At 56.1% G+C, this 12781-nt stretch carries 10 protein-coding genes; 4 read left to right on the forward strand and 6 right to left on the reverse strand.

Annotated elements, in window-relative coordinates; genetic code table 11:
• Nucleotides 1–84: 84 nt before the first annotated feature.
• Nucleotides 85–1533 carry a cytochrome c oxidase accessory protein CcoG gene (gene ccoG / locus RO22_RS18530; protein ID WP_041159036.1) on the reverse strand — a complete coding sequence of 483 codons (1449 nt, stop codon included), beginning with the start codon at nt 1531–1533 and terminating at the stop codon, nt 85–87.
• A gap of 345 nt (nt 1534–1878) precedes the next feature.
• On the opposite strand from ccoG, the gene mapR reads away from it, so the two are divergent.
• From mapR to RO22_RS24285, 4 genes are all read left to right on the forward strand, one after another.
• Nucleotides 1879–3288: a GntR family transcriptional regulator MpaR gene (gene mapR, locus RO22_RS18535; protein ID WP_041159115.1), complete on the forward strand. Its 1410-nt coding sequence runs from the start codon at nt 1879–1881 to the stop codon at nt 3286–3288.
• 164 nt (nt 3289–3452) lie between these two features.
• The gene (locus RO22_RS18540) at nt 3453–4859 is read left to right on the forward strand and encodes a cytochrome ubiquinol oxidase subunit I (protein WP_041159037.1); all 1407 of its coding nucleotides are present in this window, start codon (nt 3453–3455) and stop codon (nt 4857–4859) included.
• A gap of 30 nt (nt 4860–4889) precedes the next feature.
• The gene (gene cydB, locus RO22_RS18545; RefSeq protein ID WP_041159038.1) at nt 4890–5897 is read left to right on the forward strand and encodes a cytochrome d ubiquinol oxidase subunit II; all 1008 of its coding nucleotides are present in this window, start codon (nt 4890–4892) and stop codon (nt 5895–5897) included.
• Nucleotides 5898–5933: 36 nt separating this feature from the next.
• Nucleotides 5934–6056, forward strand: coding sequence for a DUF2474 family protein (locus RO22_RS24285; protein WP_082116842.1), 123 nt, complete (start codon nt 5934–5936; stop codon nt 6054–6056).
• 91 nt (nt 6057–6147) lie between these two features.
• Here the strand turns inward: RO22_RS24285 and RO22_RS18550 are convergent, their stop codons facing one another.
• The 5 genes from RO22_RS18550 to RO22_RS18570 all read right to left on the reverse strand — a co-directional run bounded on the left by RO22_RS18550 (nt 6148) and on the right by RO22_RS18570 (nt 12773).
• Entirely contained in the window at nt 6148–7530 is a 1383-nt protein-coding gene (locus tag RO22_RS18550) for an L-serine ammonia-lyase (RefSeq protein ID WP_027958309.1), read from the reverse strand.
• Between the two features lie 284 nt (nt 7531–7814).
• A complete protein-coding gene (gene purU, locus RO22_RS18555; protein WP_022521486.1) occupies nt 7815–8681 on the reverse strand; it encodes a formyltetrahydrofolate deformylase in 867 nt (288 codons plus the stop codon).
• Between the two features lie 75 nt (nt 8682–8756).
• Entirely contained in the window at nt 8757–9392 is a 636-nt protein-coding gene (locus RO22_RS18560) for a sarcosine oxidase subunit gamma (protein ID WP_041159039.1), read from the reverse strand.
• The gene (locus tag RO22_RS18565; protein WP_041159040.1) at nt 9385–12435 is read right to left on the reverse strand and encodes a sarcosine oxidase subunit alpha family protein; all 3051 of its coding nucleotides are present in this window, start codon (nt 12433–12435) and stop codon (nt 9385–9387) included. The genes RO22_RS18560 and RO22_RS18565 overlap by 8 nt, the downstream gene beginning before the upstream one ends.
• Nucleotides 12432–12773: a sarcosine oxidase subunit delta gene (locus RO22_RS18570; RefSeq protein ID WP_022521483.1), complete on the reverse strand. Its 342-nt coding sequence runs from the start codon at nt 12771–12773 to the stop codon at nt 12432–12434. Before RO22_RS18570 ends, RO22_RS18565 begins: the two co-directional genes overlap by 4 nt.
• Nucleotides 12774–12781 lie beyond the last annotated feature (8 nt).

A 12781-nucleotide genomic window follows, 5' to 3' on the forward strand; every position in this document is an offset into this window, starting at 1 on the left:
GGGCTGCTATCAGAGTGTTACTGCATCGTTACTCGCTTTGATCGCAGGTTTTTTCGCTTTTTAGATCGTGGCTACCCGTACCCACTACTCCCCTGAAGGCCCCAGGAAACGTGTTTCACTGACCTTCGTGATGGAAGGGTTATCTAATGCGATAAAGCGCAGTTCGATGGGATGGCTAGGTTGTGAAAGATTGTCCGCATCGGCGGTGAGTGCTAGACGCAGGCTGCGTGTTTCAAACGCCGCCACCTCTAAGGTATCCACTCCCTGCAGACGAAGCCCTGGCAACCCCGAGGCTGATACCGCGTAATGATGGGTTTGGCCATCTTGATTGCGCAGCGTCACGTTGTAGTAATTGATAATGCGACCCTCTACCGTGCTTTCAAACAATGCCTGACGGTCGCGGGCAATCTCTACATCAATGGGCACCCGGGCGTTCAAGAAACCGACTAACAGTACCACCATGGAGAATAACGCCGCCGTATAAGCCAACAGCTGGGGGCGCCAAAAACGGGTCGCTTTACCTTCCAGAACACGCTCGGTGGTGTAACGAATCAGGCCCAGCGGTTTATCAATCCGCGCCATAACGCTGTCGCAGGCATCGATACACGCCGCACAGCCAATACACTCGTATTGCAGCCCGTCACGAATATCGATACCGGTGGGGCATACCTGAACGCAGAGTTCACAGTCGATACAGTCACCGATTCGAGTTGCCTCAACACCCTTTTGAGAATGGTAACGGCGCGGCTCACCACGGGCAGCGTCGTAGGAAACAATCAGCGTATTAGCATCGAACATCGCTGACTGAAAGCGCGCATAGGGACACATATGCAGGCATACCTGATGGCGGAGCCAACCGGCATTCAAGTAGGTAAACAGGGTAAAGAAACCGATCCAGAACAGCTCTAAAGGGTGCATGTCCAGGGTAAACATATCCACCACTAACGCTCTTATCGGCGTGAAGTAACCAACGAAGGCTATTCCCGTTGCCAACGCAATCAGCAGCCAAGCCGCATGTTTGGCGGTTTTGCGCCATAGCGTATTCAAACTACGCGGTGCTTTATCAAGCCGAATGCGCCGGTGCCGAGGCCCCTCCAGGCGATGCTCAAACCAGATAAACAGAAACGTCCACACGCTTTGCGGGCAGCTGTAGCCACACCACACTCGCCCAGCCACTACCGTGATCAAAAACAACCCAAAAGCGCACAGCACCAGAATCCAGGTGAGCAAGATAAAGTCCTGTGGGTAAAACGTCGCCGCAAACAGGTGGAACTCCTGGGCTGAGAGGTCAAACCACACCAGCGGCCGATCACCCCAATTGATCCACGGTAAGCCGAAATAGAGCGCCATCAACAGCCAGTTAGAAAAGCGCCGGATACGCTGAAAAAAGCCGCTTATTTCTCGCACATAAATATGCCCGAGCTTCGGTGGCTTGCTACTGGGAGGCCGAGAGTTGGGCGACTTAGACGGAGGCGTATGGTGTTCAACCGCCGCCTCGGTAGTCAGGTCTTGCAGTGGAATGCGTTGCGTCATACCGATATCCAAAAAAGAGAGAATGGAGGTTTATGCGGTCGAGGGGCGTCGCGAGGTAGATGATTAAGCATTTGTTAGAAGGCGCGACTTTTAAGTTAGCCGCTACTATGCTCATACAGGGATGGCACAAACAGATGCAGTTTTAGAGAAATAAGGCGTATCAGTTAGCACTAACCTCTCATACAGCTGCTTTCTGATATGCTGTTTATTACTATATTTGAGCCTGTTTTACGCTTCGCACATGCGGCACAGTGGTGCTTTCTATCAGCAGAGAGGCGCGCTGTGCCAGCTAACACTGTGATGGAGCATTCGGGCGTTTTACTCAATGCACCGACGGTTTATCCCATGAAACGCTACGAACAGTTTGCCGATGAGATAGCGACGCTGATTCGCCAAGGTGTGCTTGGCCCAGGGGAACGAATCCCCTCGGTGCGCCAGGCTAGCCGCCATCACGGCATTAGCCCTTCTACGGTGTTCCAGGCTTACTATTTACTTGAGAACCGTGGGCTTATCACTGCAAGGGCACGCTCGGGGTATTTTGTGCGTGAACACGCCCGGCGTCTGCTGGACGAACCGCGTGTAACGCTGCAGCCCACCGACCCAGCAGAGGTAGAAGTCAGCGAGTTGGTGTTCTCGGTGCTTGGCTCGCTTCAGGATGACCGCACGGTGCCCTTTGGATCGGCCTTTCCCAGTCCTGAGCTGTTTCCGCTTTCGCGCTTGAGTATCAGTATGACGCGGGGGTTACGGGCGCTTTCGCCCCAACAGGTGGTGGCTGACATGACCACCGGGCATACCGATCTGTGTCGGCAGATTGCCCTGCGCTACATGCTGGGCGGCATTCAACTGCCGATGGAAGAGCTGGTGATTACCAACGGCGCGATGGAGGGCCTTAATCTAGCCCTACAGTGCGTTACCGAGCCGGGCGACTTGGTGGCAATCGAGTCCCCAGCGTTTTATGCCAGCCTGCAGGTGTTGGAGCGGCTAAAACTTCGTGCGGTGGAGATACCCGTTCACCCACGGGAGGGCATCGACCTAGAGGTACTGGCAGAGCGGCTAGAGACGCTTCCGATCAAAGCCTGCTGGTTTATGAGCCATCTGCAAAACCCAATCGGCGCCAGCCTGAGTAAAGAGCGCAAACAAGTGCTTTATCAGCTGCTAAAACAGCACCAAGTGCCGATGCTAGAGGATGATGTGTATGCCGAGCTGTATTTTGGCAGCACGCCGCCCGTGCCAGTCAAAGCCTTCGATGATGAGGGTTTGGTCATCCACTGCAGCTCTTTCTCAAAGTGCTTAGCGCCGGGCTACCGGGTAGGCTGGGTAGCGGGCGGTCGCTATGCTCAGGCCATCTCGCGGCTAAAGCTAATGACGACGATTTCGCCTTCCGTGCCCGCTCAGGCAGCCATCGCTGACTACTTGCAGCATGGCGGTTATGACCGCCATTTGCGCAAGCTCCGCCATGCCCTGGAAGCCCAACAAGGCAGCATGCTGGCAGCAGCAGATCGCTACTTTCCTGCCAATACTCGCATCACCCGTCCGGCGGGCGGCTACTTTTTATGGGTGGAGTTTCCCGAGCAGGTAGATTCGTTGCGGCTATTCAATACGGCGCTCGACCATGGCGTTAGCTTAGCGCCGGGCCCAATCTTTTCCGCGACCCAGCAGTTTCGCCACTGCGTGCGCCTGAGTTACGGCCACCCCTGGACACCTAACAGTGAGCGCGGCATGGAAACACTAGGCAGGTTATTAAGCCTCTTTTAGCGGGTACTCCAAACGCCATCTCCTTTCGACTGATCCGGTTTTTTAGTGAAAAACTGAGTCTGTTATGAAACACAGCGAAAGATAGACTGTTCCGATGAAGCCACACAGCGGCTATACCGGCCCACTATTTAGTTAAGACAGTGGCTGTCAGCGGAGGAAGCGCCATGTTCGGAATCGCGGCCATTGATCTGGCCAGGGTGCAGTTTGCCTTTACCATCTCCTTTCATATTATTTTTCCCGCCATCACCATCGGTTTAGCCAGCTACCTGGCCGTGCTGGAAGGGCTATGGTTAAAGACCCAGCGGGATACCTATCGTCACCTTTACCACTTCTGGTCAAAAATATTTGCCGTCAATTTTGCCATGGGCGTGGTCTCGGGCATTGTGATGGCGTACCAGTTCGGTACTCACTGGAGTGGCTTTTCCGCCTTTGCGGGCAGCGTCACGGGGCCTCTGCTCACCTACGAAGTGCTCACGGCCTTCTTTTTGGAAGCCGGTTTTCTGGGCGTCATGCTCTTTGGCTGGGAGCGCGTCGGCCGGGGCCTGCACTTTTTTGCGACCTGCATGGTCGCACTCGGCACCCTCGTGTCGATGTTTTGGATTCTCTCTTCCAATAGCTGGATGCAAACCCCGCAAGGCCACGACATCGTCAACGGTGTGGTGATCCCCGTTGATTGGATGAAGATTGTCTTCAATCCGTCTTTCCCATACCGCCTGGCCCATATGGCGCTAGCAGCTTTTTTAAGCACGGCGCTGTTTGTCGCGGCCTCTGCCGCGTGGCTGTTGCTAAGAGGCCGACAATCGCCTGAAGTGCGCACCATGCTCTCCATGGCGCTGGTCATGCTGGCGATTACCGCACCACTGCAGGCCGTGGTGGGTGACTTTCATGGCCTTAATACCTTGGAGCATCAGCCCGCCAAGATCGCCGCTATCGAAGGGCATTGGGATAACAGCAGCGGCGAACCCACTCCGCTCATTCTGTTCGGCTGGCCCGAGATGGCGGGTGAAGAGACCAGCTTTAAGCTGGAAATACCTGTGCTGGGCAGCCTGCTGTTAAAGCACAGTTTGACCGAACAAATTCCCGCTCTTAAGGAATTCACCCCAGAAGACCGGCCCAACTCGACCATCGTGTTCTGGAGCTTCCGGCTGATGGTCGGGCTAGGGGTGTTGATGATTGTGCTTGCCATCGTGGGCAATACCCTGCGCGCGAAAGGTCGGCTATACGAGTCTCGCCGCTTTCTACTCTTCACTTTATGCATGGGGCCAGCGGGGCTAGTGGCATTACTGGCGGGCTGGTTTACCACCGAAGTGGGCCGTCAGCCCTGGGTGGTTTATGGGTTATTAAGAACCGCCGATGCCGCTTCAGCACACAGCGCCCTCCACCTCAGCATTAGCTTAACCGCCTTTGTGGTGGTTTATCTGGCGGTCTTCGGTGCCGGCGTTATCTACATGATGCACCTGGTGAACAAAGGCCCAGGCGATCCCTCTGCGCCCGCCTTAGGTGGCCCAGGCCATCACCGCACACCCGCCCGGCCTCTCTCGGCGGCTAACGAGACGCTGACGGCTCACTAACAATTCGCTAATAGTTATGAGGGGTGCATTATGGGAATCGAACTATCGCTCACCTGGGCCATTATCATTCTGTTTGGTTTGATGATGTATGTAGTCATGGATGGTTTTGACTTAGGTATTGGCCTGCTTTTTCTGCGCGTGCATGACGAGCAGGAGCGCGACATTATGATGAATACGGTTGCCCCGGTGTGGGACGGCAACGAAACCTGGCTGGTACTTGGCGGTGCGGGGTTATTCGCCGCCTTTCCCCTCGCTTACGCAGTGGTGCTGGAAGCGCTGGCCATTCCGCTAATCGTGATGCTGCTGGGGCTGATTTTTCGTGGCGTCGCCTTTGAGTTTCGCTTCAAAGCATCCCCCGAGCGGCGCCATGTGTGGGACAAAGCCTTTATTGGCGGCTCGCTGCTGGCGACCGTTGCACAAGGGGTTGCCTTGGGCGGCTATATTCAGGGTATCGCCTTCGATGGCGTTCGTTTTAGCGGTGGGTCGCTGGACTGGCTCACGCCTTTTTCGCTGCTTTGCGGCGTTGGTCTACTATTTGCCTATGCGCTGCTGGGCAGCACCTGGCTGATAATGAAAACCGAAGGCGCCCTGCAACAGCGGATGTACCGGATCACCAAACCGTTGATGCTCGGGCTGCTGGTGATGATCGCCCTAGTCAGTGTATGGACACCGCTGGCTTACCCGAATATTGCCGCCCGCTGGTTTTCGCTACCCAACCTGCTGTGGTTTTTACCGGTACCGCTGTTAGTCATGCTGGTAGGTTGGTGGCTATGGCGTGCTATCGCCTTTCAAGACACCGCCCTGCCCTTTGTGTTGGTCTTAGCGCTGGTATTTTTAGGCTACAGCGGTCTGGGCATTAGCCTGTGGCCAACGATTATACCGCCCGATGCGTCTATCTGGCAGGTCGCCGCCCCCGCCCAAAGCCAAGGCTTTGCCTTAGTAGGCACGCTGTTTATTCTGCCTATTATCTTGATGTACACCGCCTGGAGTTACTACGTCTTTCGCGGCAAGGTAAAACCTGGCGACGCTTATCATTAACCCCCCCTATCCCCTGTTGCATTGAGGAGTAAGACAATGAAGCCTCTCGCCAAGCGCCTGGGCTGGTTAGTCACCATCTGGCTTTCGAGTGTGGGTGTTCTATTGCTGATTTCATTGGGACTTAAGTTTGTGATGGGAATGGCGGGATTGACCAGCTAACGACCTCTTTTGCACCCATAGCTCAAAAAGAAAATGCTGAATCCTTTCTCAGCAAGGATCCAGCATTTACATCTACTTCAACAGCGGCTTGTTAACACTCAATAGCATTAACCGCTAATCCACCTTTAGATGTTTCTTTATACTTATCCAACATGTCTTTCCCTGTATCACGCATGGTACGAATCACTTTATCTAACGATATAAAGTGAGTGCCATCGCCGCGTAATGCCATCTGAGCGGCATTGATCGCCTTTACCGTTGCGATGGCATTGCGCTCGATACAGGGAATCTGAACTAACCCACCCACAGGGTCACAGGTTAATCCTAAATTGTGCTCCAAGCCGATTTCGGCCGCATGCTCTACTTGTTCGGGAGTGCCCCCCATCACATCAGCCAAGCCAGCGGCTGCCATGGCACAAGCTGATCCAACCTCCCCCTGGCAGCCCACTTCGGCTCCGGAGATCGAAGCATTTTTCTTACACAGAATGCCAATGGCGCCTGCCGCCAGCAAAAAATCCACCACGTTTTTCTCACAGGCATTGGGCTGAAACTTCATATAGTAGTGTAAGACGGCGGGGATGATGCCCGCAGCGCCATTGGTGGGCGCCGTGACCATGCGCCCCCCTGCGGCATTCTCTTCGTTAACGGCGAGGGCAAAAATGTTCACCCACTCCATCGCTGAGAACGTTGAGGCGATCAGGCAATCGTTCTGCTCTGCCGCTTGAAGATGCTGGTGAAGCAGCTTAGCCCTGCGCTTAACGTTTAACCCCCCCGGCAATACCCCTTCGTGGGTTAATCCATTGTCGATGCATTCACACATCACTTTCCAGATACGCCACAGTTCGTTTCTGACCTCCTCCTCCGTCCGCCAGACTTTCTCATTTTCCAGCATCAGCCGGCTGACACTTAGCTGCTCTTTTTTACATAGCGCCAAGAGCTCGTCTGCCGTATCGAAGTTGTAAGGAATGGTAACGCCACCCAAATCGTCCAGTGGCATATCCACCTGGGCCTGTTCAACCACGAAGCCGCCGCCCACCGAGTAATAGGTATTTTCATACACCAAGTCGCCCTGATGCGTAAAAGCCGCCAGCTTCATGGCATTAGGGTGATGTGGCAAGCTCTCTTCATGAAAATAGAGGTCACTCTCCCAAACAAACTTCACTTCTTTTTGTCGACCAAGCTGTAATGACTGACTCTCTTTAAGCGCCTGAATGGCTGGCTCAATAATCGAGGGATCTATTGTGCTAGGGCGTTCACCCATCAATCCCATAATAATTGCGTTATCGGTGGCATGTCCGATACCCGTGGCAGACAACGAGCCATAAAGATGGACTTCAAGATGCCCTACCTCATCGAGCTGGCTGTTTTCGCGCAGGGTTGTGACATACTTAAAAGCCGCCTGCATGGGCCCGACGGTATGGGAACTGGAGGGGCCTACTCCAATCTTAAAAAGGTCGAAAACACTGATAGGCATTGGAGCACCTCTTGACGTATAAACAGGGGGAAATCAGGCGGTGCCTGACAATTTCAATAAGTTATTGATGTGATGATAAATAAAACTAATCTATCTTTTATTGATGATATTTTTATATTTATAAAATGATACTTTTAGGCACGATTTATCACAAATAACAAAGGGTTACGTATCGCTCTGGCAAAAAGCTTAGCAACGACAGCAACCCAGTTATAAAAGCGCGCTCAAACTGTTTGCGTTTATTAACAACAGCATTAGGCAAAAAGCATTGGTTACCAAAAAGACTAGTTACCAAAAACCACTGTGCGCCCTGAATAAAAGAACACACGACGTTCCAAGTGATAGCTAATCGCTCTAGCCAGGGTGAGGCACTCGATATCACGCCCCTTGGCAACCAGATCCTCAGGGTAGTGGGTGTGATCCACAGGCTCGACACCTTGGGCAATAATCGGCCCTTCATCAAGGTCATTATTAATGTAGTGCGCCGTTGCGCCGACCAGCTTAACCCCTTTCTCATATGCCTGATGATAAGGCTTGGCGCCTTTAAAACCGGGCAGCAGCGAGTGGTGAATATTGATCGCCCGTCCGGCTAATAGTTCACACATAGAGGGGGAAAGCACCTGCATATACCTTGCTAGCACCACCAATTCAGCGTCGGTATCCGCGATGATTTCGCGTACCTGGGCTTCCTGCTGCAATTTCGTCTCGGGCGTGATCGGCAGATAGTGGTAGGGCAAATCGTGCCATGCTGCCAATGGCTCCAGATCAGGATGATTGGAAATCACCGCTTTGATATCCAGCGGAAGCTGCCCTGTCCGATAACGGTAGAGCAGATCATTCAAGCAGTGATCGGCCTTGGAGACCATAATCACGGTGCCGGTGCGTTTGCCCGGCGCCGTCAACTCGAACTGCATATCGAATTCGCTTGCCCGCGCTGAAAAATCGGTGTGAAAGCGCTCTTCATGAAACTCATCTTGCTCTGGGCGAAACTCGGCGCGAATGAAAAAGCGCCCGCCGAGCCGATCATCGAAAGAGTTGAGTTCAGTGATGTAGCACTGCTGCTCTTTTAGAAAGCGGGTGACGACGTCCACCGTTCCCAAGCGACTAGGGCATTGGGCGGCAAGTATCCAGGTATCGCTCATTCGGCTCATAGTGCATGCTTCTCAGTTAGCGGCAGACCGTTGCGGAAGATCATAGCGGCCGGAACAGCGCTCCGGCCTGCCCGCTTATTGTTGTACGTTAATGCCGAATTCTGCCCCGGCATCCAGCAACCAGCGGTAGCAGTAGTCGGCAAAGCTGCGCCGCACCACTAACTCCCAGCGCTCTTCACTGGGACGACGAAGAATAGTGGTCGCCTTAGCGAAGACGGTAGTGACACCTTTCCCCACCGGGAAATTGCTGGGATGAACATCGTAGATCACCGTTTTCATCAACAGCTCTCGGGCTGCTTCGCCGGAAAGCTCTAATAGCGTCTGGCCGCCGCTGACGTCGCTAATCGCGAAGTGGGCACTGCCCAATTGCTCGCGCAGCTTGGTCTCCAGTGGAAACTCTTCGCCACCTGGCACGATGACCAGCCACTCGTCCGGGGAGAGCCACTGGATAGAACGTTCACCGCTGGCATCTTGTACCAACGACTGGGGTTGTCCAGGCAAGCTGATTCCCAGCACGTCGCGCACCGCCTCGTCGAGCACGATGGCACCACCCCGTAGGATCAAATGCCCAAGCATTGCCCGCTCGCGTAGCTGAAGCCGGCTTGGGCCGCCGGCCTGGGGCGCACCGCTGCGACGATAGCTATAGGCTAACGGGGATTCTACCGGGATAGCGGTATCAGTACGGGTGTCGAAAGTGGCCGCGTTAGACATGCTGGCGCTCTCCCTTGGGGTCGTAGAAAATGGTGCTGACGATTTCAGCCTCATGGGTTTGCCCATCCGCCATGGGCAGGTAAACCGTTTCACCCAACTTCTGATGGCCACCCTTAACCACCGCTAGCGCAAACCCTGAATCCAGAATCGGGCTGTAGTAGCTGGAGGTAACATGCCCCACCATCGGCATAGGAATCGCATGCTTGGGATCAAGCACGATCTGAGCGCCCTCTTCGAGGATCACCTTCGGATCCTTGGGCCGGAGCCCCACCAGCTGCTTGCGGTTCTCACGTTTGGTGTCACTGCGCGTCAGGGCCCGCTTACCAATCCATGAGTAGGGTTTGTCGTAGCCAACGCACCACTGCATGCCTAAGTCTTCCGGCGTAACGGAGCCGTCGGTTTCCTGACCCACGATGATGAAGCCCTTTTCAGCGCGCAGAACGTGCATGGTTTCGGTGCCATAGGGCGTCAAGCCATACTTCTCGCCATGCTTGAACAGGGTCTGCCACACATGCATGGCGTAGTTTGCCTGAACGTTGATCTCGAAGGTCAACTCGCCGGTAAAGGAGATGCGAAAGACCCGTGCAGGCACCCCCGCCACTTTCCCGGATCGCCAATCCATAAACTTAAAGCTATCGCGGTCAAGATCGAGATCACTGATCTCAGCGAGCAGCTTGCGCGCTTCCGGGCCGGTGATCGTCATGGTGGCCCAGTGGTCAGTCACTGAAGAGAAGTAGACATCCAGTTCCGGCCATTCGGTCTGATGCCACAACTCCAGCCACTCGAGGATGGCCGCCGCGCCACCGGTGGTGGTGGTCATCAAAAAGTGATTTTCAGCCAGACAGCTGGTCACGCCGTCATCGGTGACCATGCCATCGTCTTTGCACATCAGGCCGTAGCGGCACTTGCCGACTGCCAGCTTCTCCCACTTGTTGGTATAAATCCGCGCCAGAAACTCACGCGCATCTGGCCCTTGAATATCGATCTTGCCAAGCGTCGAGGCATCGAGAATACCGACCTTCTCGCGCACGGCCAGACACTCACGAGCCACTGCCTCGTGCATCGTCTCGGTCTTGCCATTCACCTTCTGTGGGTAGTACCAGGGGCGCTTCCACTGGCCGACGTCCTCGAACTCGGCGCCACGCTCTACGTGCCACTGGTGAAGCGCGGTGTAGCGCTCAGGGTCGAAGAGGTCACGGCAGTGGCGACCAACAATGGCACCGAAGGTGACGGGGGTATAGTTGGGGCGGAACACCGTGGTGCCCACCTCGGGAATGGAGCGATTCAAGCAACGGGCGGCAATCGCCATGCCGTTGATGTTGCCCAGCTTACCCTGATCTGTACCGAAGCCCATCGCGGTGTAGCGCTTGATGTGCTCGATGGACTCGAAGCCTTCCCGGGTCGCCAGCTCGATGCCCGCCGCGGTGACGTCGTTCTGTAGGTCGACGAACTGCTTGGGACCACGCAGCGTGGGCTTCTCGTGAGGCACCTGGAAGAGCGCCACCGCAGGCCCTTGCTGCAGACGTTCAGCGCTCGGCAGAGTGACCGTCTGAACGGCATGACCCATGGCGGCCGCTGCCTTGATGCCCGCCTCGACACCTTCCGCCAGCACGTCACCCAGGGCATAGCAGCCGTTGGCACCGCCACACGCCTGAACGCCCTTCACTAGCCTCGGCACGAAGCCGAGAATATCGTCGCGCCAGGTAGGCCGCGCGCCGGTGTGGGAAGCCAAGTGAATCACCGGGCTGTAGCCGCCGGAGCTGGCGATGGTGTCGCAGGCCAACTCCTGAACCGGGCCGCTGACTTTGAAAGCGCCAATATCAATCTTGGCGACCCGCGCTGCAGTAACCCTATTGCTGCCCTTCGCCTCGATAACGGCGCTGCCCGTAATAATCTTGATGCCCTGGGCGCGAGCGGCATCGACCCAATCGCCCGCCGGCGCCTCACGGGCGTCCACGATAGCGACGACCTCACAGCCAGCCTCTTTCCAGTCCAGGGCAGCGCGGTAGCCGTAGTCGTTGCTGGTGGAGAGCACCAGCTTGCGGCCCGGTGCCACGCCATAGCGTCGGATGTAGGTCGACACAGCGCCAGCCAGCAGGTTGCCCGGCACGTCATTGCCCGCGTAGACCAGCGGACGCTCGTGGGCGCCCGTGGACAGGATCACCTGACCAGCGCGTACCCGGTGCAGGCGTGCTCGTACCTGACGGTGGCCATTTTCCACCGGTGCCGTATCGCCCAGGTGTTCAGTGCGCCGCTCATGTAGGGTAACGAAATTGTGATCGTGATAGCCGTTGGCCGTAGTACGCGGCAGCAGCGTGACGTTCTCGCAGCTCGCCAACTCGTCCAGCACCCGGGCCACCCACTGATCCGCCGGCTTGCCTTCCAGGGTTTCGCGGCTGGCCAGCAGCGAGCCGCCCATCTCTTCCTGCTCATCGGCCACCATCACCCGAGCGCCGCTGCGCGCGGCGGCCAGCGCTGCCGCCAGACCCGCGGCGCCTGCGCCGACGACCAGCACATCGCAGTGCTGATTGAAGTGATCATAGTTATCCGGATCGGCTTCCATGGGGCTGCGACCCAGCCCCGCCGCCTTGCGGATGTACTTCTCGTAGGTCAGCCACATCGAGGCCGGCGCCATGAAGGTCTTGTAGTAGAACCCCGGTGGCATAAACTGCCCGCCCAGCTTGCCGAACAGGCCCATCAGGTCGCGCTGTACGTTCGGCCAGCCATTGGTGCTGCTGGCGGCCAAGCCTTCATATAGCGCCTGCTGGGTGGCGCGTACATTGGGCACCTGGGCCGCTTCACTGCTGCCTAGCTGCACGATGGCATTGGGCTCCTCGGCGCCCGCAGCGACAATGCCGCGGGGCCGAGAGTATTTAAAGCTGCGGTTAACGATATCCACACCGTTAGCTAGCAGCGCCGAGGCCAGGGTATCCCCGGGGTGCCCTTGGTAACGCTGGCCGTTAAAGGTAAAGCTCAACGTGCGGGAGCGATCGATACGGCCGCCCGTGTTAAGGCGGTACACTTGTTGCTTGGACTGGCTCATGCCCGCACTCCTTCTTGTTGGCTTACCGCAGCGCCCTCGCGAGCCTGGCTCTGGCTGTCAGCGGTAATCGACGGCTGCTCGCCCATTTTGTAAGTCTCGAGAATCTCGTAGCTCACCGTGTGACGCGTCACGTTGAAAAACTTGCGGCAACCCACCGCATGCACCCACATTTCATGGTGAACGCCACGGGGGTTGTCACGGAAGAACAGGTAATCCCCCCACTCTTCGTCACTACACGCCTCGGGCTCCTTGGGGCGCTCGATATGCGCCTGGCCCTTGGGGTGGAATTCCTCTTCCTCACGGTGTTCGCCGCAGTAGGGGCAGTAGATATAGAACATGCGAATAC

The organism is Halomonas sp. KHS3 (genome assembly GCF_000830495.1).
In the GTDB taxonomy this organism is placed as follows: Bacteria; Pseudomonadota; Gammaproteobacteria; order Pseudomonadales; family Halomonadaceae; genus Vreelandella; species Vreelandella titanicae.